This window comes from Bifidobacterium sp. LH_424, from assembly GCF_056356895.1.
On sequence record NZ_JBKEVC010000007.1, the window covers coordinates 103,349 to 127,044 of the forward strand.

The 23,696-nt window shown below is 65.7% G+C and carries 12 protein-coding genes; 7 read left to right on the plus strand and 5 right to left on the minus strand.

Translation table 11 applies throughout. From position 1 onward, the window contains the following. Positions 1-13 precede the first annotated feature (13 nt). Positions 14-2,260: an alpha-galactosidase gene (locus AC1AYP_RS07235; protein WP_476547280.1), complete on the minus strand. Its 2,247-nt coding sequence runs from the start codon at positions 2,258-2,260 to the stop codon at positions 14-16. A 435-nt stretch (positions 2,261-2,695) separates the two neighbouring features. On the opposite strand from AC1AYP_RS07235, the gene AC1AYP_RS07240 reads away from it, so the two are divergent. The 4 genes from AC1AYP_RS07240 (at position 2,696) to AC1AYP_RS07255 (ending at position 7,375) form a co-directional block, all read left to right on the plus strand. Then, positions 2,696-4,045: an ABC transporter substrate-binding protein gene (locus tag AC1AYP_RS07240; RefSeq protein WP_476547282.1), complete on the plus strand. Its 1,350-nt coding sequence runs from the start codon at positions 2,696-2,698 to the stop codon at positions 4,043-4,045. Positions 4,046-4,179: 134 nt separating this feature from the next. Further along, positions 4,180-5,100, plus strand: coding sequence for a carbohydrate ABC transporter permease (locus AC1AYP_RS07245; RefSeq protein ID WP_476502649.1), 921 nt, complete (start codon positions 4,180-4,182; stop codon positions 5,098-5,100). Beyond that, a complete protein-coding gene (locus tag AC1AYP_RS07250; RefSeq protein WP_476502648.1) occupies positions 5,097-5,981 on the plus strand; it encodes a carbohydrate ABC transporter permease in 885 nt (294 codons plus the stop codon). Before AC1AYP_RS07245 ends, AC1AYP_RS07250 begins: the two co-directional genes overlap by 4 nt. A 365-nt stretch (positions 5,982-6,346) precedes the next feature. After that, entirely contained in the window at positions 6,347-7,375 is a 1,029-nt protein-coding gene (locus AC1AYP_RS07255; RefSeq protein WP_476532692.1) for a LacI family DNA-binding transcriptional regulator, read from the plus strand. Positions 7,376-7,555: 180 nt separating this feature from the next. Here the strand turns inward: AC1AYP_RS07255 and AC1AYP_RS07260 are convergent, their stop codons facing one another. From AC1AYP_RS07260 to hypBA2, 4 genes are all read right to left on the minus strand, one after another. Next, a complete protein-coding gene (locus AC1AYP_RS07260; RefSeq protein ID WP_476547283.1) occupies positions 7,556-7,906 on the minus strand; it encodes a GNAT family N-acetyltransferase in 351 nt (116 codons plus the stop codon). Between the two features lie 128 nt (positions 7,907-8,034). Beyond that, positions 8,035-8,307, minus strand: a complete 273-nt coding sequence (locus tag AC1AYP_RS07265) for a type II toxin-antitoxin system TacA family antitoxin (RefSeq protein ID WP_476547285.1) — start codon at positions 8,305-8,307, stop codon at positions 8,035-8,037. Between the two features lie 569 nt (positions 8,308-8,876). Continuing rightward, positions 8,877-12,632, minus strand: coding sequence for a family 43 glycosylhydrolase (locus AC1AYP_RS07270; RefSeq protein ID WP_476502646.1), 3,756 nt, complete (start codon positions 12,630-12,632; stop codon positions 8,877-8,879). 220 nt (positions 12,633-12,852) lie between these two features. Next, positions 12,853-18,417: a beta-L-arabinobiosidase HypBA2 gene (gene hypBA2 / locus AC1AYP_RS07275; RefSeq protein ID WP_476547286.1), complete on the minus strand. Its 5,565-nt coding sequence runs from the start codon at positions 18,415-18,417 to the stop codon at positions 12,853-12,855. Between the two features lie 399 nt (positions 18,418-18,816). On the opposite strand from hypBA2, the gene AC1AYP_RS07280 reads away from it, so the two are divergent. From AC1AYP_RS07280 to AC1AYP_RS07290, 3 genes are all read left to right on the plus strand, one after another. After that, positions 18,817-20,814 (plus strand): glycoside hydrolase family 127 protein, encoded by a 1,998-nt coding sequence (locus AC1AYP_RS07280; protein ID WP_476502644.1) that lies wholly within the window; start codon positions 18,817-18,819, stop codon positions 20,812-20,814. 132 nt (positions 20,815-20,946) lie between these two features. Further along, positions 20,947-22,368, plus strand: coding sequence for an MFS transporter (locus tag AC1AYP_RS07285; protein ID WP_476547288.1), 1,422 nt, complete (start codon positions 20,947-20,949; stop codon positions 22,366-22,368). Positions 22,369-22,613: 245 nt separating this feature from the next. Continuing rightward, positions 22,614-23,648, plus strand: a complete 1,035-nt coding sequence (locus tag AC1AYP_RS07290; protein WP_476502642.1) for a LacI family DNA-binding transcriptional regulator — start codon at positions 22,614-22,616, stop codon at positions 23,646-23,648. Positions 23,649-23,696: the final 48 nt, after the last annotated feature.

Genomic DNA, 23,696 nt, shown 5'->3' on the forward strand with positions numbered 1-23,696 from the left:
GGTGGTCTACCCCTCAGCTGCGGATGAGTTCGATGAGGAGGGCGTGTTCGGGGGCGAGCTGCGGCAGGCGGATGCCCCATTGGGCGAGCGTCGCGCCGTCGACGACGATGCCGTCGTCGCTCCACCAGTCGAGCGCGGTGCGGCAGTTCGGGCTCGTCTCGCTTTCGTACAATGCGACGCCACCGAGCGGGCGCACCTGGTAGGCGGCCGACTCGTCCAATCCGGGGAAGCGCGTGAGCCCATACGGGTATTCGCGCGACGTGGCGATGGCGGCGAACCGGTAGACCGCGTGCGCACGGTCGGGGGCGACGAGGCCGTCGACGCGCACGGCCGGGTCGGTCGTGTCCGCGTGGACGAGCACGCCCTGCGGGATCGCTGTGCGACGTGCCTTGTACAGGTCGATCCAGCGCTTGAGCCGTGCGAGACCCGCGTCGTCCAGCTTCATGATGTTCCATTCGATGCCGAGATGGCCGAAGAACGCCATCGCCGCGCGCATGGTGAGCGACGTGGCGCGGCGGGTCGCGTGGTTCGGGGACTCGGAGATGTGCTCGCCGATCATCTCCGGCGGCACGATGAGCGACGTGCCGCGCTGGATGTCGGCGCGCTCCACCGGATCCGTGCAGTCGGACGCCCACACGCGCGAGCAACGTTCCAGCACGCCCGCGTCGATGCGTCCGCCGCCCGACGAGCAGGATTCGATCTCGAGACCGGGGTGACGGGCGCGCAGATGATCGACGATCGCATAGAACGCCTCGGTCTGCTCATGCACGGCGGGGCGGCCGGACGCGGGGGAGATCGGTTCGGTGAGGAAGCGGTTGTGGTCCCACTTGATGTAGTCGATGTGGTAGGCGGAGACGAGCGTGTCGATCGCCGATTCCACATACCGCGCGGCCTCGGGATTCGTCAGGTCGATGACCTGCTGGCTGCGCGCCTCGACCGGCAACCGTTCGGTGTCCGGCGCGAGCATCCAATCGGGGTGTTCGCGCGCGACGTTGGAATCGGGGCTGATCATCTCCGGTTCGAACCACAATCCGAACTCCATGCCGAGCGCGTGCACGCGGTCCGCGACGGCGGTGAGTCCCCGCGGCCACAGGTCCTTATCCACCTGCCAGTCTCCGAGTCCCTTCGTATCGTCGCGACGGCCGGTGAACCAGCCGTCGTCGATGACGAACCGTTCGATGCCCACCTGCGCCGCACGTTCGGCGAGGGCGATGACCTTCTCCTCGCTTTGTGCGAAATACATCGCCTCCCACGTGTTGAGCGTGACCGGGCGCGGCCGGGCGGGGTCGGCGAGTTCCGGGTGGAAGCCGCGCAGGTAGGCGTGGAAGCGCGAGGCGACCTCGTTGAGGCCATCGCCCGCGCCGACGAGCAGCCGGGGCGCGCGGTAGGTCCCACCCGGCGCGAGCGTGATCTCGCCGGCGTAGGGGAGTTCGCCACCGCCGATCACGCCGTGCGTGTACGGCGTGCGTTCGGCGAAGACGGTGCTGTTCCCGCTGAACGCGACATGCGCCGAGAAGACGAGTCCGTGCTCGAAGCCGAAGCCGGGCACGCCGGCGCTCAGCAGGGTGGCCGCGTTGAAGTCGGGGCGGCCCATGCGTGCGTTCTTCGCGAACAGTCCCTCGGTGAACGGCTGACGCTGGAACGCGCGTTCGCGCAGATGGTGGCCGGTGCAGGTCTCGACCTCGCCGACCTGCGGCGGCAGGGGAATCACGGGCGTGAGCCGCGAGACGACGAGCGGCGTGCGCCCGGTGTTCGTGAGCGACGCGTCGACGCGGACGAGGCCTTCGTCGCCGATCGCGACGGTCGCGGCGAGGGCGAGGCCCGCCGCGCCGTCCGTCGCGGTGAAGCCGATCGAATGGTCGTCATGGTGCGTTTCGTCGACAATCAGGCGCGGGAAGACCTCCACGCCGTCGCGGGATACCTGGATGGCGGGCGTTCCGGTCCATCCTTCCGCTTGCGTGGGCAGCAGGGTGGGGGACTCGCCGATGGACAGTCCAGCGTCGAGTGTCTGTGGGAACTGCGGGTCGACATCCGGGAACGCGGGTTCCGCGGTGTGGGCCGCGTGGGTGCCGTGGTGTGCGTGCGTGGCGTGCGACGCATCCGTGCGGGTGATGGCGACGACGTGGGGGAGCCTGCCGTCGACGAACCCCATGGTGAGACGGACGATGCGGCCGTCCGCTGCGGAAGGCGTTCCGGAAGGCCGTTCGGAAAGCTGTCCGGAAGGTTCCGGTTGGGTGATGGTCACGGCGTTCATGTGCATGGCATACCTCGATGTATCTGGGTGGAGCAGTGGTTCGACTGTGTTCGACCGTGTGCGCGCGAGGGGCGGGCCGGATGCGGTCCGGACGCGCCGCGCCTGCGTGGGAATCGATACCAACGAGGATACAACGTGGAATCGGTACCACAAAATCGTAGATGCGGAGTTTGGCAGGTTTCGTGGGTGTGATATGTGGCGGAAAATGCTGATAAATCAGCGAGTATAACGTTCTACGTTATCGGTTTCAGGCAAACGTTATCATTCTGCGACACTCCATGAGTGGTTGACATGGAATCGATTCCACCTACAATTGCAGCTATCGGAACTTCCGAGGTCACGGCATCGCAGTGATGGGTGCCGGATCCCGCCAACCAACCGATGGATTCGTCCCGTTGGAGGGCGGGTCGAGGATTCACATCAGGCATAAGGAAAGGCTCAATGATGAGGAACTGGAAGAAAGCGACCGCCATCATCGCGGGCGTCGCCGCCATGGGCATGATGTTCGCGGGCTGCGGCAACCCCGCCGCCGCAGGTGGCGACGACAACGTCGACACCTCCTCCGCCGACTACTGGCCGGCCGAAGACACCAAGCTCGACGGCGTCAAGCTCACGTTCTGGGCCGCCCAAAACTCGAACAAGATCCCGGTCAAGGTCATCAAGGACTTCGAATCCAAGACCGGCGCCACCATCGATCTGCAGACCATCCCGGACAACTACGAGTCCAACGTGCAGACCAAGATCACCACCGGCGACTCCCCGGATCTCATGTTCTGGCAGGCCGTGCCGTCCACGCTGGCCGGCTTCGTCGCCCAGGACAAGCTGCAGAAGCTCGACAACGCCCCGTGGCTGAAGAACTACGCGGACGGCATCGCCGACGCCGGCGGCAAGTACCAGGGCACCTACTACGGCGCCCTCGTCTCCGCCCCGGACACCGAAGGCGTGTGGTACAACAAGCAGGTCTTCGAGAAGGCCGGCATCACCGAGACCCCGAAGAACTGGGACGAGTTCATCGCCGCCGCCAACAAGATCAAGGACACCAAGGCCGCCGACTCCGCGCTCTTCGAGATGGCCGGCTCCCAGTGGGGCACCCAGTGGGCCGTGCAGGTCCAGCTCGCCGAAGCCGCCAAGGCCGGCCTGTGGGACAAGGTCAACTCCAACAAGGACAGCTTCCAGGGCAAGGACATCCTCGGCGCCATCAAGGAGTACAAGCAGATGCTCGACGACGGCCTGTACAACAAGGACGCCGGCTCCGCGAAGGACACCGACCAGGCCCAGGCCCTGCTCGACGGCAAGACCGGCATGATCATTCAGACCAACTCGATGTTCAACGCCATCTCCGCCCTCGCCGACAACGACAAGACCAAGCTGGACGACACCATCGGCTTCTTCCCGATCTCCAAGGAAGGCAACATCGGCACGTCCATCCCGCAGCAGGGCAACTCGGTCGTCGCGTTCAAGACCGGCGACTCCCAGCGTGAGGCCGCGACCCGCCAGTTCATCCGCTTCTGGCTCGGCTCCGAGTACGAGACCTTCATCAAGGACCAGAACCTCGTCTCCATCCTCAAGGACGTCAAGACCCCGGACACCGTGCCGCAGGCCCAGCTCGACGCCTTCGCCGCCCTCAAGGACTCCGTCGGCTCCATGCAGTCCCAGGCCGTCGCCAACCCGGATCTCTACCTGAACCTCGCCAACATGGTCAACGGCACCCAGACCCCGGAGCAGGTCGCGAAGACCACCCAGGACCAGTTCGCCCAGATCGCCAAGGCCCAGGGCGTCAAGGGATTCTGATCTGACCGGAACCCGCTAGGTTCCATCTTCCACAGGCATCCGGCCGGGGCCTTCCGGAGGGCGGCCCACGCCGCCTCCGGGCTCCGGTCCTTGGCCGGGATGCCGCAACACACATACATAAGGAAACGAATCTGATGACGACGACACACGTCTCGAAGTCCGCCCCGGTCAAGGGCACGCGGACTCTGGAGCGCAAGAACTACCCGTTGCGCTACATCGTTCCCGCGGGCGTCATGCTGCTGGTGTTCTTCTTCCTGCCCACGGTAATGAACTTCATCTACGCGTTCACCGACTGGTCCGCGTTCAAGAAGACCATCGACTTCAACGGTCTCGACAACCTCAAGCAGCTCTTCGAGAGCGGCACCCTGATGGCCGACATCAAGGTCACCCTCATCTACGCGGTCCTCGTGGCCTTCTTCCAGAACGTCTTCGGCCTGGCGCTCGCCGTGCTCCTCGAAAAGGACACGCGCCTCAACCGCTTCGCCCGCACCATGTTCTTCATCCCCGTGATCATGTCCGCCCTCGGTGCCGGCTACATCTGGCAGGCCGTCCTCAAGACCGACGGCGTCGTCAATCAGATCCTGAGCTTCTTCGCCGGCCACACCGTCGCCATCCAATGGCTCGGCTCGACCACGTGGACCATCGTGATCGTCACCATCATCCACGCATGGAAGTGGATGGGCTTCGCGATGCTCACCTACCTCGCCGGTCTCAAGACCATCGACTCCGAAGTGCTCGAAGCGGCCTCCATCGACGGCGCCAACGCGTGGCAGACCTTCTGGCAGGTCAAGTTCCCGCTGGTCGCCCCGGCCGTCACCTTCAACGTTGCGACCGCGTTGCTCGGCTCCATGAACTCCTTCGACATCGTCCAGGCCACCACCAACGGCGGCCCCGGCGGCTCCACCGAGATCCTGAACCTGTTCATCTGGCGTACGTTCGGCAAGGGCCTGTACTCCCAGTCGACCACGATGAGCCTCGTGCTCTTCATCATGGTGATGGTCATCGCCATCCCGCTCGTCATCTACCTGCGTAAGCGTGAGGAGAAGATCCTATGAGTAGCGCATCCTACAGCGAATCCGGCGTCAAGACCAACAGCCTCACCGTCGTGCGCAAGAAGTCGAAGGCCGGCGGCATCATCCACGCCGCCATCGTCATCCTGCTTATGCTCGTGTTCCTCGCCGTGCCGTTCTGGATCCTCATCGTCACCGCCGGCAAGACCCAGGCCGAGGCCGTCGTGCCCAGCATGGCATTGCCGAGCAAGTGGCACCTCATCGAGAACATCCAGACCGTCATCGTGCAGGGCAAGGTGTTCCCCGCGCTCATCGGCTCCCTGCTCGTCACCGTGCCCAGCGTGTGCATCTGCCTCCTCTTCGGTTCGATGGCCGCATGGATCTTCGGCCGCCGCACCTCCAAGGGCGTGGCCATGCTCTACGCGCTGTTCATCTCCGGCGTCATCCTGCCGCCGTCCGTCGTGACCATCATGATGCTGCTCAAGATGATCGGCCTGTCCGGCACCGCCATCGGCATGAACTGCGTGTACATCGGCATCTACCTGTCCGTCGTGATCTTCTTCATCACCGGCTTCATCCGCACGATTCCGCCGTCCCTCGAAGAGGCGGCCCGCATCGACGGCGCCAGCCCGATGAGGATCTTCTTCACGATCATCTTCCCGCTGCTCGCCCCGACGCTCGCCTCCTCGACGATTCTCGTGGTGCTGTACATCTGGAACGACATCTTCTACTCGCTGTTCATCCTGTCCGGCAAGATGAGCACCCTGCCGCTCAACCTCTACAACGTGGCGAGCGCGGGCCTGTACCTCAACAACTGGCACCTCATCTTCGCCTACATCATCCTGATGACCCTCCCGCTCCTGATCGTCTTCATCATCGGCCAGCGCAAGATCATCTCGGGTATCACTGGCGGCGCCGTGAAGTGAACAGTCCAGTGGACTGTTCATAGGCGCCGCCGAGCGGCGACAGCCGCGAGGCAACGATGAGCCTCGCCTCAGGCGAGTCCGTAATTGCTGACCGGCGCCGTGAAGTGAACAGCCTCACCCCTTGGCTCCCCTTGCCAGGGGAGCTGGCGCCGAAGGCGACTGAGGGGTAGTTTCCGCCAGTCACCCACTATTCTCTCCTCCTTCCATTCCCGAACGCCCCGACCCCGCATGGTCCTCCTCCTTCGCCTGCCGGGGCGGGGCGTTCACTCTCTTTCCAACGACCTCCATCCCGCTCGATTCGCGTGATTCATGCGCGACGTCGCGCATCGCCTATACTGGGCGCGATGGAAGATAGACAGGTTCACATGCCAAGACCCAAGGAAAAGCGCGCGCCGGTGATCAAGGACGTCGCCGCGCTCGCCAATGTGTCGGTGTCCACGGTGTCCCGGTATCTCAACGATTCTCCCCGCATCAGCGCCGAAAGCCGGGAGCGTATCGCGCACGCCATCAAACTGCTCGACTACCATCCGAGCCGCGTCGCCCGCGGACTCGTCAACTCGGCGATGAAGTCGATCGTCGTGCTCACCAGCGATACCACGCTGTACGGTTCGGCGATGACGATTCAGGGCATCGAGGACGAAGCCCGCACGCACAACTATCCGGTGAGCATTTCGAAGCTCGCCGACGAATCGACCGAAGCGCTGCGCACCGCGGTCACGATGGTCACGGACCAGAATCCGAGCGGCGTGATCGTGCTCAAATACGACGCGCTCGCCGCACAGGCGCTGCAACTGCTGCCGGACACGGTGACGAAGGTGGTCATCGCCGGTGACCGCGAACCCGACCTCGACCAGATTGACCTGTGCGAGAACCGGTCCGGACGCGAGATCACGCGATACCTGCTGTCGCTCGGCCATCGCAACGTCTTCCATGTGACGATTCCGGGCGGTGGCGGCGGCTACAGCCGCACCGCCGGCTGGGAGGCCGAACTGCGCGCCAACGACAAGCCGATTCCGGACATGATGCACTGCTCGTGGAATCCGGCCGATGCGCGCGAGCTCGGCCATCGCGTGGCGCATATCGACGGGCTCACCGCCGTGTTCGCCGGCAATGACGAGATTGCGATGGGCCTGATCCGCGGGCTCGAGGACGAAGGCAAGTCGGTGCCCGGTGACATCAGCGTCGTCGGCTTCGACGACCATCCGCTCTCCTGCGTGTGGACGCCTCCGGTGACCACATACCGCCAGGATTTCCCCGCGGCCGGCCGTAAGGCCGTGCAGCTGCTGCTCTCGCGCATCGAAGCGCGCGAGAACGGCGAGGAGCTCCCCGCCCGCTTCGTCGAGCTCCAAGGCGAACTCGTCATCCGCGACTCCGCCGCCGCACCCCGCGCCTAAGCGTAGCGGCGGCCGCACGGCGGACTTGCCGGCACAGTCGGGTGGGGAGAGGCGCTGTCGGGTTAAGGTGCGATGGCGTCTTCTCGGGAAACGCCATAATGCCCGCGAGGACGTTTTCCCAGCTTGTCTGTTGTGGGTGGCTTTGCCGGAGTCTAACGTCTTACTCGCGGCGGCTCGTCGCTAGACGAGCCGCAGGTATAGTGCGGTGGAGCCGGGGATGGGGCGGAAGCCGAAGTGCGTGTAGAATGCGCGGGCGTCGTCGTCATAGGGCTCCACGATGAGCGCGCGCGAGCCGAGTTGCGCACTAATGGCGCGCGCCCGGTTGATGGCATCCTGCAGCAGCCTCCAGCCGAGTCCCTCACCTTGGAACCGCTGATCCACCCCCAGCATGCCGAGCAGAATGGCCGGAATGCGTTCGGGGACATTGCGTTTCAACCAACCGCCCTGTACCGAAGAGCGTTCCACGGTATAGGCGCTCAGCGTGTAGAAGCCGGCGGTTTCGCCTTCGGTCGTCGATGAGACGTAGACCACGGCGGTACCATGCTCCGCGGCGGTCGGGGCCCGTCGCTCTGCCCACTCGTCGATGAGTGGGACGCCGCAGGAGAATCCGGTGAGATTCGTTCCCGGAGGGAGTCTGAACGGCCGTTGGAATCGATGTGTCACGCCCATTGCGGATCCCTCGCCATCAGGTCGTCGGCGGCCTGCGGGGCCGGCTCGTCCAAGGCTTCGAGGAACGCGTCGAATGTCTGGGATTCCAAACGCAATGTGGTGGCATCCTCGATGTCGCGCCGGGCGGATTCCAGCAGGTGACGGGCCGTCCACTGCGTCAGCGTGCTGCCCGTCACCGCGGCGGCGCGCTCGATGAGACGGCGTTGCTCGTCCGTCAGGCGGATGTCCAATCGTGAGGTCTTCTGTTTCGTAATCGTAGCCATGACAGTATTGTACGGAGAAAATGCGTACAAGGCCAATGTGGGCGGGTTGCTGTCATCGGCGCTGGCACCGGCAGCTTGCCGGTGGGGTTGTCCCTCGATGCGGGAACGGTGTTGTTTTGCGTCGAGGGGCAGGCGGGTGCGTTGGGTGATTTGGGGGGTCTGGTTGGGGAATGGCGGAATTTCAATGGTTTTGGGATTCGGCTTTGTGCCCCTCGACGGGGGTCAATCGTTGCAGATGGATCGAGGGACAAGGGGGCTTGCCCCTCGATGGAGAAATGCGGGGATAAGACGTCGAGGGGCAAGGAATTGCGAGGATTGTTGTCCCTCGACGATGGAGGACGGTGTTTTGATGTTGAGGGGCAAGTGGTGTGCTCGGTTGCTCTCTGTGCATAGGTCTCTCCCCCAGTCCGCTTCGCGGACAGCCCCCTCGTCAGAGGGGGCCAAGAGATAGATGCAGACTTGTGTCGCCTAGCCCCTAAGGGGCAGCGGGGTCGGAATATGATGAGGTCCCTCGCGCCAACCCGGTGCGAGGGACCTCTACTGTGTGGTGAACTCAGTCGCTCAGATGCTCAGTCGCGGGTCTTGCGGCGGAGGACCAGAACCGTGCCGGCGGCGGCCAGCATCACGGCGGCTGCGGCGGCGACCGTGGTCACCGTGGAGCCGGTGGAGCTCAGCTTGCCGGCGTTCGAGGCGCCGGGCTTCTGGGCGTTCTGGCCGGGCTTCTGTGCATTCACGCCATTGCCCGTACCGGCGTTGCCCGAGTTATCACCCGAGCCATCGCCGTCGCCCGTACCGGGCTTGTCCGGCTCGCCCGGCTTGGCGACGAGTCCGGCGATCGCCTCGTTGAGGGCGCGGGTCGCGTTGGCCACGTCCGCCTGGGTGGCGTTCGGATTCTTCGCGACGTCCTCGGCGGCGTCGATCGCGGCGAGCAGCAGATCCCACGATTCCTTCGTGTAGTCGCCCTGCTTGCGGCCGTCCGTCGCCTTGGCGGCGGCGTCGGCGAGCTCGTCGCGCTGCTCCTTGGTGGCGGGCGTGTTCTCCGGCGTGGCCTTAACGAGCGTGCCGTCGGTCAGTGCCGTGTTCAGCGCGGAAGCCGCGGCGGAGACCTCGTCCTGCGTGGCCTTGTCGTTGTCATACACGGCCTTCGCGGAGGCGACGACCTTCTGGAACGCCTTCCAGGAGTCGGTGGTGTAATCCTTCTCCTTGAGCGCGGCGGCCTTGTCGAGCGCGGTCTTCAGCGCGGTCTTGTCCGCAGCCGGAGGCTCCGGGGTGACGGATTCGGGCGCGTGGACCTGCCATTCGACGGCGGCGGGGGAGGCGGAACCGGAGGTGATGACCATGCGCAGCTTGGTCGTCTTCACCGGAGTCTTCCACGTCGCGTCGCTCCAGCCCTTGGCGTCGCCGGTGGCCCAGCCCTTGGACGGCGAGTTGGCGGTCACCGTGTACGTGGCGTCCGGAATGTCGACGAACGCGCCGGCGCCGTCGCCCGCGGCGGAATCCCAGTACTGGAGCTTCCACGAGGCGGGGATGCCGAGGCCGCCGTCATCGGAGGTGAACTGCACGCGGCTCGAGTCGATGGTGACCTCGCGGTCCCACTCGTAGTCGAGGCGCATCTCGCCGGTGTTCGGCCAGGTGCCCCAGATGTCCTCGTTCGCGTTGGTCGCGTCCGGGATGATCTTGCCGTCGTTGAGCGCGGCCACGCCCTTCGTCCAGCTCGACGCCTTCTTGTCCACGTCGGTGCCGACCGCGTCCTTCTCGATGTAGCCGATCAGCGGCACGGACGTGTCGGACGGGATGTCGGCGGAACCGGCGGCGGACACGTTGCCGGCCTTGTCGGTCGCACGGTAGTACACGGTCGTGCGCGAGCTGCTCAGCGCGGCGATCGCCTCGCCGTCCTTGTACGCGGTCCACTCGCCGTCCTTGCCGATGCGGTATTCGATTAAGGCGACGCCGGAACCGGTGCCGTCGTCGGCCTTGAGCGCGACCGTGCGCTTCGCCTTGTCCACCGTGGCGGTGACCTTCGGCGCGGCGGAATCGACCTTGCCGGAGGCCTTCGCGACGTCGGACACGTTGCCGGCGGCGTCGGTCGCGCGCGCCCACACCTCGACGTCGCCCTGCGTGGCGATCGTCTGGACCGCGGCGTTCGCGTTCGAGGCGACCGTCTTCCAGTTCGCGCCCTTGTCGGTGGAGATCTCCAGCTTGGCGGCCGGCAGACCCGAATCGTCCGAGGCCTGGACGGCAGCGAACGGCGCGGTGGTGAGCCACGTGCCGTTGCCGGCGTTGGCGGCGAGCGAGACCTTCACGGTCGGCTTGGTCGTGTCGGCGGCGGGCTTGTAGCCGTCCTTGACGGTGACGTCCACCGCGACGTTGCCGTTCACGCTCGCCTCGCCGGGAACGCCGGAGACGACGCCGTAGGCTTTGAACGTGCCGGCCTTCGCGTAGGAGGCGGCGTCGACCGGACGCCAGATCACCGGGGAGGCGACGGTCTTGCCGCCGTACGTCACGTCGACGGTGGCGGGCAGTTGCGGCGCGACGCCGGTGCCGGTGGTCACGCCGGCGGGCGCGGCGATGACGGGCGACTCATCGGCGGAGTCGACCTCCCACTCGGGCACGGCCACGGACGCGTAGCCGCCGTCCACGGCCTGACCGGTCAGATCGAGCTTCAGCGCGGTGGTGGTCACGGCGTCGAACGTGACGGTGTTCGGATGGTCCTTGCCGGTGGTCGTCGTGTAGGCGCTCGGATTGGTGACGTCCTTCCACGTGCCGTCGGCGTCGAGGTACTGGATCTTCCAGGAGCCGGGCGTGCGCAGGGCGTTGGAGTCCACGTCGAACCAGACCTTGGAGGAGGAGACGCGCACGGAGCCGTCCCACTGGTAGATCAGCGAGTCGCCGGACTGCGGCTGCGGGATCGAACGGTAGTTGGTCCAATGGTCCGGCGGCACGACGGCGGCGACGAGCACGCGGCCGTCGTTGACGGAGCCCTTGTAGGCGGGCGTCTCGGTGAACGTGGCGCTCACCTTCGCGTAGGGGGCGACGTTGCGGCTCGGCTGGGTCTTCTCGGCCTTGGTCGGGTGCGCGGTGGAGGTCATCTTGCCGTCCTTCCACGTGACCTCGTCGATGCTCACCGCGCGGCGGAAGTCGGTGCCGCCGGCCTTGTCACCGGTGTGGTAGGTGACGTACCACTTGTCGCCGAACTGGAGCACGGACGGGTGCATCGTGGTGGCGGAGCCGGACGGCACGAGCACGCCCTGGTACGTCCACGGGCCGAGCGGGCTGCTGGAGGTGGAGTACTGGACGCACGCCTGGTAGTTGGATTCCACGCAGGTGGCCGCGCCGGAGCCGGGCTTGCCGCCGTCGTACACGTTGTAGTAGGTGTCGCCCTTATGGAACACCCATGCGGCCTCGAAGAAGCCCTTCGGGCCGTTCGCGCCGGTCTCGGCGTCCTTCATCGTGTGCAGGTTCGGGGTGCCGTCGTCCTTGGTTTCGACCTCGGTGTAGGAGGTGCGGCCGGTGGAGGCGTCCTTCTTCATCTTGATGGCGAGCTGGGTGCCGAACGTGCCGAAGTGCAGGTAGCCGGTGCCGTCATTGTCGACGAAGAACGCCGGGTCGATGGTTTCGATCTTCGTCTGGGAGGTGGTGAGCAGCGGCTTGCCGATGGCGTCCTTCCACGGGCCGAGCGGGCTCTTTGACTTGGCGACGCCGATGGCGAACGGGTCGAGTCCGGCCGCCTCGGAGGCCTTGTCCTTCACCGGGATGTAGTAGTAGAACCAGTCGTCGGACTTGTCGTCCGGGGTGCCGTTGTCGTCGGCGACGACCTGGCCGGCGTAGGCGCCGTCGCCGGTCGCCCAGCTGAACAGGTCGGCCTTCGCGACGGTCTTGTAGTGCGTCCACTTGCCGGCGTCGAGGCCGTTCTGGTCGGTGACGTAGACGCCCCAGTCCTTCATGTTGAAGCTGCCGTAGTCGGGGGCGGCCTCGTCGTGTCCGGTGAACACGAACAGCTTGCCGTCGTAGGAGAGGGCGGCGGCGTCGGCCGAGTAGTAGTTCTGCGAGAGGTCGTTCGGGGTGTCGACGCCCTCGTTCTGGCCGATCGGGTTGCGCATGTAGTTCGGCAGCGCGCTGTTGTCGATCTGCGTGACGGTCACGTCCGGGTTGTTGGTCGGCAGGTCGTCGTACGCGTGTCCGGCCACGCTGGGTGCGTTGTCGGCGCTGGGCGCGTCCGCGGCGAGCGCCGTGGGCGCGGCGATCAGGCCGCCGGCGAGCAGGGTGGCCGCGGCCACGATGCCTCCCGCGATCGACCGCCATGGGCGATTGCTGTGTGCGTTCATGTGTTGTCGCTCTTCTCTGAGTGTGATGGACAGTTGCGATGATATCCGATTGCCGCGTTCGTCGCGGTTCGCTGTGGATTATCGCGGATTGTCGCGGATAGGGGACGACCCCGCCGGGGCGGAGTCACCGGTTTCCCGGTGCCTCACGTCCCAGCGGGGTCTGTCCGTCGCGTCACGTGCGTCGCCGCCTGCCGGCGTCACGCGGGTGACGCGACGGAGGTCAGCGGCCGGTGTCGCGGCGCTTGAGGGCGATGACGATGCCGGCGGCGGCCAGCATCATCACGGCGGCGACGGCGATGGCCGACACGGCCGCGCCGGTGGCGGCGGTGACGCCGCCGTTGGCCTTATCGGTCACACCGGGCTGGGAGGAGCCGGGCTTCTCCTCGGCCTTGGTGTTCCAGTAGGCCTTGTCCAAGGCGTCCTGCGCGGCGTCGATCTCGGCCTGGGTGGCCTTGTCGTTCGCGAGGACCTTCTTGGCGCTGGCGAGCTGCTGCTGCAGGGCGTTCCACGCCTCGTCGGTGTACTTCGCCTTGTCGGCCTTCTCGGCCTGGGCGATGGACGCCTCGAGGTTCTTGCGGTTCACCGTCGTCTCGCCGGGCTTGCCAGGCTGATCGGGCTGGTCGGGCTTGGTCGCCGGGTGGGAGGCGAGGACCTTCTGGGCGTCCTCGAGCTGGGCCTTCGCGGCGTCGACCTCGTCCTGCGTGGCGTTCGCGTCGTCGTACACCTTCTGGGCGGCGGCGACGACCTTCTGGAAGTCGGCCCACGCCTCGGCCGTGTACTTGGACTCGTCGAGCGAGGCGGCGGCCTTGAGGGCGGCCTCCAGCTCGGACTTGTCCACCTGCGGCTGGACGGGCTCGTCCTTGGCGGCGTGCACGCCCCACTCGGCGACGGCGGTGCCGAAGGTGCCGGTGCCGGTGTGCGGGGTGAGCACGAGGCGCAGGGCGGTGGTCTTCACCGGGGCGAAGGTCACGGTGCTCCAGCCGTCGTTCTCGGTGGCCAGGGCGGCCGGCGAGTTGCGCACGGTCGTGTAGTCGCCGTCCTTCGTCGGGGCGACGTCCTTCCAGGAGCCGTCCTCGGCGAGGTACTGGATCTTCCAGGCGTCCGGAACCTCGAGGCCGCCCTTCGCGTCGTCGGTCTTCGCGAAGTTGGCCCAGTACTGGACGCGGCTGGAGTCGACGGTGACGGACTTGCCGAAGTCGTACTCGGCGTACATGCCGTCCTTCGCCTGGCCCCAGGTGCCCCAGACCTTGGCGTTCACGTCCTGGTCGTCGGTGGTGGGCCAGGTCTTGTCCACCACGACGCCGTCGTTGAGCTTGCCTTCGGCCTTGGACCAGCTGGCCTCGGCGGAGACGGAGGTCTTCGAGGCGGTCTTCTCGATCCAGCCGTCGGCCGGTTCGGGCTCCGGCTCCGGAGTGGAGGAGCCGTTCGGGTCGGCGACCACGTGGACGGTGAGCTTCGCGTCGGCGGAGGACTTGTCGGCGGTGCCGGAGACCGTGTAGTCGCCGATCTTCGTCAGATCGATCGCCTTCACGTCGGCGGCGTTCCACTCGACCTTCTCGTCGTTCAGCATGCCGTTCGGGAAGCGGACCGGCACGGTGGTCGGCAGGTCGACGGACTTGGCGCCCTGGTAGACGGTCTGCTCGACCGGCTGGGCGGCGCCCACCGTCTGGTTGGCGGTGTCGGAACGGGCGGCGACGTGGGCGGTGGTGCCGCTCAGCGCTCCGGCGACGGTGCCCTTGACGTCGAACTCGTTGTCGGCGGCGAGCTGGTCGTCGGTCACCTTGCCCCAGGTGACGGCGAGGTCACGACGGGTGCCGTCGGAGTAGGCGGCGCTCACGGTGGAGGGCAGCTTGAGGTCGGCGGCCTTGGTGCCGGTCTGGACCAGACGGTTGACCGTGTCGACGCTCAGCGGGTCGACGGCGTAGGCCTCGAACTCGGAGACGCCCACGACCGCGCCCTTCGGGAAGACGACGCGCAGCTTGTCCGTCTCGACGGTGTCGGCGAACTTCACCTCGTTGCCTTCGTTCTGGTTGACCGTGTACTTCTGGCCGTTGGCCAGCTTCACGTCCTGCCAGTTTCCGTCGGTGTCGGCGTACTGGAGCTTCCAGCTGGTGGCCATCGGCACACCGCCGCCATCGGTCCAGAAGAACAGCTTGGCCTTCTTCAGCGGGACCTTGCCGGCCCACTGAAGCTGCAGCCACGGCTCGGCGCCGGTGTTGTCGCCCCAGTTGTTCCAGGTCTCGTTCGGCGTGTTCGTGTACACGACCTTGCCGTCGATGACCTTCTTCGCGTTGTCCTTCGGCTGGTAGCCGTTGGTGTAGCTCGCCGAGGCGGTGGACTGCGGCGCGACGTTCGAGGTGCCGTCGGACGGGATGCCGTGGACGGTGATCTGCTTCTCGCCGGTCAGCTCGCCGTCGGAGGCGGTGAGCTTGAGGACGTAGTCGCCCTCCTTGTTGAAGGTGACGGTGGTGCTGGCCGCGGAATCATCCACGAACTTCGCCACGCCGCCCTCGGGGCCGGAGACCTGCTCCCACTTGGTGGTGATGTCGCCGTCCGCCGGCAGGCCGTCGTCCTTCACGGAGCCGACGATGGTCGCGCCGGAGGAGGTGCTGGTGGAGACGTAGGCGTCGACCTGCGGGGCCTGGTTGCCGGCGGTGCCGGTCGCCTTGATGCCCGTGCTGTAGGCCTCGAGCTCCTTGACGCCCACGGCCTGGCCGGCCTGCGGGGTGAAGGTGACGCGGATGGCCTTGGCGTTCACCGCGTCGAACTGGATGCGGTTGTAGTTCGCGCCGGCGTAGGCGGGCGTGCGCACCTGGTTCGTCAGCGGCTTGAAGTCGGTGCCGTTCTCGCTGTACTCCAGCTTGTAGTTGGCGGGCTCGGCGTAGCCGGAGATCGTCTGGCTGGAGGAGCTCTGGTAGAAGTACAGGCGGATGTCGTCGATCGTCTGCTGCTGCTTGAACGTGACGGTGATGTCGTCCTTCTTGTTCGGGGAGCCCTTGGTGCCCCAGAAGGATTCCATCACGTTCTTGCCGTCCACCGCGTTGGTGGCCGGGTAGCCGTTGGTCTCATAGGAGGCCTTCACGTCCGCGCCCTTGGCGAGGTCGGTCTGGCTCTTGGAGGCGGAGTCGACGTTCGCGCCGGACTTGGCGAACAGATCGGTCACGCGCTGGTCGGCGGTGAAGGCAATCTGGTCGGCGGACTTGAGGTCGGAGCCGGTCGCGCCGGTGATCTTCGCGCCGGACTTGTCCTTGACCTCGACGGAGCCGGTGGACGGATCGTAGACGAGGTGCGCGAGCTTGTCGGACGTGAACGCGAGCTTGCCGCCCACGTACAGGCTGTAGCCGGCGGGGCCGCCGTAGTGGCTGCCGTCCTTGTCCCACACGATGGAGACGTCCTTGCCGTGGTAGCTCAGGTTGTTCACCGTGAAGTAGTTCCAGCCGGGGATCTCGATCGGGTCGAGCTCGATCTTGTCGTCCTCGCGCGGGACCATGCCGGCCACGTCCTCGACCATCGTCCAGTTCGTGGTGCCGAGCTGGGTGTGGTGGATCCAGGAGCGGTAGGTGATCTTGCCGCCGTTCTGCGCGGCGTCGAGGTTCTTGTCCTGGTTGTTGACCTTGCCGTCGCCGTTCAGGTCGCCGACGTTGTTGTTGTCCTCGTTCCAGAACTCGTTCTGGTCCGGGTACTCGTTGTTGCCGCCCTGGTAGTGGGAGAACGCCACCCAGTACAGCAGCTTCTTGAACTGCTCGTTGGTGATGTAGCCGTTCTTGGCCGCGTCATAGTTGCGGATGCCGGAGGAGTAGACCTGCAGCAGCGGCTGGGCGTTGATGATCGAGAAGTTGTTGGAGCCCGGGAAGTTCAGGGCCGCCTTGTCCGCCTGGTTGGCGGTGAAGAACGGGAAGATCGGGAACTCGTCGGAGTCGGCGAACAGGCGCAGCGCCTTGTTGTAGTCGCTGTTGCCGGTCGGCATCAGGCCCTCGGAGTACGGGTAGTAGTTGTTGATCTCCTTGTACTTGGCGAAGGCGCCGTCCTTGAGCCACTTGTGCTTGATCAGATCGTCGGAGGAATCCCACAGGTCGTTGAGCACGTCGGACTTGATGTTGTCGGCGATCTTCTGCATCTTCTCGGCGTTGGCGGTGTCGCCGGCGGCCTTGTAGGCCTGGGCGGCCGCGTTCGCGTTGGCCCACAGGTTGGCGGAGCCGTCGGCGCGGTCCATGCGCTGGCCGGAGCGGCCGGGTTCGGAGAAGGAGACCGCGTCCGCGTCGTTGCCGGTCATCGACCACCAGGACCAGTCGATCAGGCTGTTCTTGTTGGCGTTCTGGTTGTCGTTGTTGTCCGGCTCGTTCTGCGAGTTGAGCAGGCCCTGCACGTCCTCGGCACCCTGGTCGGCGAGCTTCTCAGCCACGGTGGCGCCGCCGCCGTGCACCTTGTAGGCGTCCCAGCCGGCGCGCGTGATGTACTGCGTGTAGGAGTGGTTCCAGTTGGCCGGATCGCCCGGGTTGTCGTGGTAGTAGTAGTAGCCGGACTTGCCCTTCTTGGCGGTGTCGCCAGCGGACAGCCAGGTGCCGTAGGAGTACTCCGGGTTGCGGAACCACTTGGTGTCCATCATGAACATGCCGGAGGTGAGCACGATCTGGTTGTTGTAGCCGAGCGCGCCCTCGACGGAGGTCGGGTACTGGAAGGTGTTGCCGGGCATGTTCGCGTCGAGCATGTTGAAGCGGCTCAGCCACCAGCGGTAGACGACCGTCTTGTCGATGTTGTCCTCAGGGGTGTCGACGTACGGGGAGTTGTCGACCCACCACTTGTTGTAGGTGGTGACGGAGTCCTTGTAGGAGGCCGCCGGGTCCTTGAGGTCGCCGTTGTAGCGGGCCTCGTACTCGGTGGTGGAGTCCGGCAGCTCGTTGGCGATCAGGCCGAGCTGGAGCTTGGTGGTCGTCGGCTGGCCGGCCGCGAGCTTGACGGTGCTGACGAGCTTGCCGCCCTTGACGGTGAAGTCGTTGCCGGAGAAGCGCGGGTAGATGGTGGTCAGGTTGTTCTTGACGTTGACGCGGCCGGTGAGCTCGGTGTCGCCGTCGTTGCCGGTGGTCACGAACGGGGAGGAGGCGGTGAGCGTGAAGTCGCCGCCCTTGGTGCTGTTCAGGGTGAGGTTGGCGACCATCACGTTGTTGTTGGTGATGTACTTGACCTCGGTGACGATGAGCGACTTGTCGGCGTTGGTGAACACCGTCTTGAAGTAGCTCGGGGTCTGCTTGCGCTGGGAGGCGTCCTCGGTGAGGTTCTGGCCGTCGATGGAGACGGTGAAGCCGTTCTTGCCGGTCTGGTCCCAGTACGCGGCGTCGCCCACGAAGCCGAGCTGGTTCGGCGTGTGGGTGTACATGTAGGCGGCGCGGCCGCGGGTGAACAGGATGCTGTTGTTGTCGGCGCCCTCGAACTTGTAGGTGCCGGCGTCGTTCTTGCCGTCCGAGCCGTTCGGCTTGTTGCCGGTGCGGGTGAGGATGCGGTCGATCCAGAAGTCGTGGTCGGTGTCGGTGCCGGCGCCGTCGGCCTGGTCCTTGGCGAACGTCTGGGCCAGGTAGCTCTGCGTCGGGTTGTAGGCGACGGTGTTGGCCTTCGTCTGCATCGGGTCGTCGGAGCCGTAGAACTTCGGGTACTGCACGTCCGCGTTGGGGTGGGCGATCTCGGCGGCCGAGGCGGTGACCGCCCCTCCGCTGAGCAGCGTCGCCGCCGCCACCACGGCACCGATCGACGCGATCCACTTCTTCCGAGTGGACTTACGCGATGAGTCCATGTGTTGTTTCCTCTCTGTGTGCACAGTCCGTCGTTGCACTGATCCGCGCCGGACCACGCTGGTGTGTTGGGCGTCGCATCGGGCTGGCGTTGTGTCGGGCCGTCCTGCACTGACTTGGACCGGCACGCGCCCGTGTGACTTGTGTTCCATGCTATGGACGCGGAATGTGAAAACAGGTGCGAAACATGTGGTTGCGAAATTTTTCGCGCGAAAAATTTCGCAATGGCGCAAACCGGGAAAATCGTTTTTCCGATGCTCGTACACTCACTCAACGAAGCCGTTCGGAGGAACACGAAATCGATTGCGCAGCGGCCATGTTCCCCCGGCCAAGCAGTGCGGCAACGAAACACTTCGACGGATGCGGGAACCCGCATCCGCACCATGCGGAAAGGACGAGGCATGAGCCAGAAAGTCACGGTGACGTCGCCATTCTGGAAGCGATACCGCGAAAACGTCGCCAAGGAGGTGATCCCCTACCAGTGGGCGGTCATCAACGACGAGCAGAAGATCGACATCCCGCGCGACCCGTCGGGCGCCCAGCAGGACATCGACTACCACTACAGCCGCGCCGTGCGCAACCTGCGCATCGCCGCCGGCGAGGAGGAGGGCGAGTTCAAGGGATTCGTCTTCCAGGACTCCGATGTCTACAAGTGGCTTGAGGAGGCCGCCTACTCCCTCGCCTACGAGCCGGACGAGCAGCTCAAGGAGCTGTGCGACAAGCTCGTCGACCTCATCGCCCGCGCCCAGCGCGAGGACGGCTACCTCGACACCCCGTACATCATCAAGTCCGGCGCCTTCGCGAACCGCGAGCGCTTCACCCAGATCCAGCAGTCCCACGAGATGTACGTGATGGGCCACTACATCGAGGCCGCCGTCGCGTACTACGAGGTCACCGGCAACCAGCAGGCCCTCGAGGTCGCCGAGAAGATGGCCGCCTGCCTCGACGCCAACTTCGGCGAAGAGGACGGCAAGATCCCCGGCGCCGACGGCCACCCGGAGATCGAGCTCGCGCTCGCCCGCCTCTACGAGGTCACCAAGGAGGAGAAGTACCTCAAGCTCGCGCAGTTCTTCATCGACGTGCGCGGCAAGGACCCGAGCTTCTACGACAAGCAGAACGAGAAGATCGGCGACGGCTCCACCGACATCTTCCCGCAGATGCGCGGCTGGACGCACGAGTACACGCAGACCGCCCGCCCGATCCGCCAGCAGAAGACCGCCGAGGGCCACGCCGTGCGCGTCGGCTACATGCTCACCGGCGTCGCCCACGTGGCGCGCCTGACCGGCGACAAGGAGCTGGAGGAGACCGCCAAGCGCCTGTGGAAGAACATCGTCACCCGCCGCATGTACATCACCGGCGGCGTCGGCTCCACCCACGTCGGCGAGGCCTACACCTACGACTACGACCTGCCGAACGACACCATGTACGGCGAGACCTGCGCCTCCGTGGCCATGAGCTTCCTCGCCAAGCAGATGCTCGAGATCGAGACCAAGGGCGAATACGCCGACGTGCTCGAGAAGGAGCTGTTCAACGGCTCGATCGCCGGCATCGCGCTCGACGGCAAGCACTTCTACTACGTGAACGCGCTCGAGGCCGACCCGACCGCCACCGACCACAACCCGGACCGCTACCACGTGCTCATGCACCGCGCCGAATGGTTCGGCTGCGCCTGCTGTCCGGCCAACATCGCCCGCCTCATCGCCTCCGTGGACCGCTACCTGTACACGGTGCACGAGGACAAGCGCGAGATCATCGCCCACCAGTTCATCGCGAACGACGCCGAGTTCTTCGACGGCGTGAAGGTCTCCCAGAAGTCCAACTTCCCGTGGGAGGGCCACATCGAGTTCACCGTGGACGTGCCGGAAGGCGCCGACCCGGTCAAGTTCCTGGTGCGCATCCCGTCCTGGTCCGCGTACAAGCACGAGCTGACCGTCAACGGCGAGGACGCCCGTCGCCTGCCCGTCGAGGACGGCTTCGTGACCATCGAGGTGACCTCCGGCACCACGAAGATCACGCTCGACCTCGACATGGCCGTGAAGTTCATGCGCTCCAAGACCGTCGTGCGCCACGACATCGGCAAGATCGCCGTCATGCGCGGCCCGATCGTCTTCTGCGCGGAGGAGGCCGACAACTCGGCCCCGCTGTGGAACTACCACATCGGCAGCCACGACGCCTCCAAGGCGAAGGCCGAGTACCACTTCGGCGAGCTGGACGGCGTGGAGGTCATCACGATCCCCGCGACCAAGCGCACGCACGACGACGTGGAGTTCCCGCTCTACGCGGACGTCGAGGAGCATCCGGTCGGGGAGAAGTCCTACGACCTGAAGCTCATCCCGTACTACGCGTGGGCGAACCGCCAGGTCGGCCAGATGCAGGTCTGGTTCGATTCGGACTTCTGATCCGTGCGCGTGGCCCCCTCTGACGAGGGGGCACCCCCTCAGTCGGCCGCAGGCCGACAGCTCCCCCTGAAAAGGGGGAGCAGAGGAAACCGAAAGATTTTTCCAAACCAATCAAAGAAGAAGGAAAAAGCAATGAGTGCTGCAACTCAGGACGCTTCCGCTGTGAAGCTGTCGGTCAAGGAGAAGGTCGCCTACTCCTTCACCGATATGGCAGGCAACCTGCTGTACGTGACCATCTCCTCGTACATCATGTACTTCTACACCAACGTGTTCCACATCCCGGCCGCCGGCGCGCTGGGCGCGGGCACGATCCTCCTGGTCGCCCGCTTCGCCGACGCCATCTCCGCCGTCGTGTGGGGCTCCATCGTCGACCACACCAACACCAAGTGGGGCCAGTCCCGTCCGTGGTTCCTCTGGCTGTGTGTGCCGTTCGCGATCACCGTCTGGATCGCGTTCACCGCTCCGAGCCTGCCTGACGGCGCCCCGAAGTTCTGGTACGCGCTAATCACCTACATCCTGGCCGCCGGCGCCATCTACACCGGTATCCAGACCCCGATCACCGCCATCCTGCCGAACCTCACCTCCGACCCGGTCGAGCGCAACAACGCCAACTCCTTCCGTATGGCCGGCGGCCAGATCGGCTCCTTCATCACCTCGTCCTTCACCATCCCGCTGGTCGGCTGGTTCGGCGTCCACTTCGGCGGCGGCGACAAGACCGGCTTCATGATCGTCACCGCGATCTGGGGCATCGTCGCCATCATCCTGCTCCTGTTCTCCTTCAAGAACCTCAACGAGCGCAACTACCACCCGGAACTCAACAAGCCGATTCCGCTGTCCGACTCCCTGAAGGCCGCCAAGGGCAACTGGCCGTGGATCATCCTGGTCGTCGCCTTCGTGATCTACTGGGTCGCCCAGTCCACCCGTAACGGCGTGTCCACCTACTACGCCCAGTACGTGCTCAACAACCGCGACCTCGTCTCCCTGTTCAACGGCGTCCAGGTCCTCGGCCTGCTCGGCACCATCGCGATGCCGTTCATCGCCAACAAGACCAAGAACAAGACCCTGACCATGATCATCGGCCTCGTCATCGGCGGTCTCGGCCAGGCCCTGATGCCGCTCGCCGGCCACAACGTGCCGCTGCTGGTCACCTTCTGGACCATCGGCGTGTTCGGCGCCGCCATCGCCATCGGCATGCCGTTCGGCATGCTCGCCGACACCGTCGACTACGGCGAGTGGAAGACCGGCATCCACGCGGCCGGCTTCCTGACCGCCGTCGGCTCCGCCTTCTGCATCCAGGTCGGCTCCGGCTTCGGCGCCTTCCTCCCGCTCGAGATCATGGGCGCCGCCGGCTACGACGCGACCAAGGACGTCCAGTCCCAGGCCGCCCAGGACGCCATCACCTTCTGCTTCATCTGGCTGCCGGTGATCGTCTACGTGATCGTCGCCGTGATCATGTGCTTCTACCGCAAGTTCGAGAAGATGGAGCCGCAGATCAAGGCCGAGCTGGCCGAGCGTCACGAGGCCCAGCTGAAGGCCGAGCAGGCCAACGCCTGATCCGGTCCCGGCCATCCCATCGGATGACCAGCCCCCTTCCCGGCTTCCGGGGCGAACGGCAAGCCGGATCCCTATCTCCTAATCTCCTTCCTTCCACACTGTGCCCCGGCGGGCGAACCCCATGGACCCCATGCGAGTCGCCCGCCGGGGCACAGCTCTTTCGGATACGATTGATGGTCATCCATCGGTCCGTCACCATCGCTTCACCGTCCGCCGTCGCGGACGCACGCAGAAAGGACGTCAACATGGGCAAGGGCGCATACGCGGTGGCCCGTCTGGAGGACGTCGCGGCCGCCGCCGGCGTATCGATCTCCACCGCCTCGAAGGCGTTGCACAACAAGCCGCGCATCAGCGAGGCCACGCGCGCCCGCGTGTTCGAGGCGGCGCGACGTCTCGACTATTCGCCGAACAAGCAGGCCCAGTCCCTCGCCGGAGGCCGCACCAGCAGCATCGGCGTGCTCACCTACGAGCTCACCGCGCACTGCACGAGCCCGGTGCTCGTCGGCATCGAACAGGAGATGAGCTCGCGCGGCATCAGCGTGCTGCTTGCCAACGCGCAATCCGACGCCTCGCTGGAGCCGGGGCACATCGAACAGCTCATCTCGATGAACGTGGACGGCCTCATCGTCATCCACGACGAGACGAACCCGCATCCCTCGCTCGGCGACGGCTGGGGCATCCCGATCGTCTACGCCTACGGGCCGTCCACCAACGTGATGGACTGCTCGGTCACCTGCGACAATCTCGAAGCGGGCCGTCTCGCCGTCAACCATCTCATCGACTGCGGCCGCCACCATATCGCCGTGATCGCGGGTGACGACCGGTTCATCGCCGCCGGCGACCGTCTCAAGGGCACATTGGAGGCGCTTTCCGAATTCGGCATGGAGCCGGCCGGACAGGTGCGGTTCGGCGCGTGGACCGAGGATTGGGGCCGCGAGTCCGTGCGTCGTCTGCTCGACGACGAGCATGCGGAGTTCGACGCGCTCATCTGCCAGAATGATCCGCTCGCCCGCGGCGCGCTCGAGGAGCTGCAGCGCCGTGGCGTCACGGTGCCGGACGACGTCGCGGTCATCGGCCACGACAACCGCGAGGTGTTCGTCAACGCCACCCATCCGACGATCACCAGCATCGACAACAACGGCGAGGCGGTCGGTCGTCTCGCCGCGCGCTACCTGCTCGACGCGCTCAACGGCACGCGACGTCACGGCACCGACTACGTGTCCTGCCGTCTCGTGCCGCGCGAGTCGACGCGTCTGCTTGACGACGCGGACGACGCCTGAGCCGTTCCGGCCTGAACCGTCCCGTCGTAACGGGAGCGAAGGGGGTTA

Bases quoted from the DNA above. Each gene is read 5' to 3' on its own strand.
- AC1AYP_RS07235 (WP_476547280.1), bottom strand. From the start codon at position 2,260: ATGCACATGAACGCCGTGACCATCACCCAACCGGAACCTTCCGGACAG.
- AC1AYP_RS07240 (WP_476547282.1), top strand. From the start codon at position 2,696: ATGATGAGGAACTGGAAGAAAGCGACCGCCATCATCGCGGGCGTCGCC.
- AC1AYP_RS07245 (WP_476502649.1), top strand. From the start codon at position 4,180: ATGACGACGACACACGTCTCGAAGTCCGCCCCGGTCAAGGGCACGCGG.
- AC1AYP_RS07250 (WP_476502648.1), top strand. From the start codon at position 5,097: ATGAGTAGCGCATCCTACAGCGAATCCGGCGTCAAGACCAACAGCCTC.
- AC1AYP_RS07255 (WP_476532692.1), top strand. From the start codon at position 6,347: ATGCCAAGACCCAAGGAAAAGCGCGCGCCGGTGATCAAGGACGTCGCC.
- AC1AYP_RS07265 (WP_476547285.1), bottom strand. From the start codon at position 8,307: ATGGCTACGATTACGAAACAGAAGACCTCACGATTGGACATCCGCCTG.
- AC1AYP_RS07270 (WP_476502646.1), bottom strand. From the start codon at position 12,632: ATGAACGCACACAGCAATCGCCCATGGCGGTCGATCGCGGGAGGCATC.
- hypBA2 (WP_476547286.1), bottom strand. From the start codon at position 18,417: ATGGACTCATCGCGTAAGTCCACTCGGAAGAAGTGGATCGCGTCGATC.
- AC1AYP_RS07280 (WP_476502644.1), top strand. From the start codon at position 18,817: ATGAGCCAGAAAGTCACGGTGACGTCGCCATTCTGGAAGCGATACCGC.
- AC1AYP_RS07285 (WP_476547288.1), top strand. From the start codon at position 20,947: ATGAGTGCTGCAACTCAGGACGCTTCCGCTGTGAAGCTGTCGGTCAAG.
- AC1AYP_RS07290 (WP_476502642.1), top strand. From the start codon at position 22,614: ATGGGCAAGGGCGCATACGCGGTGGCCCGTCTGGAGGACGTCGCGGCC.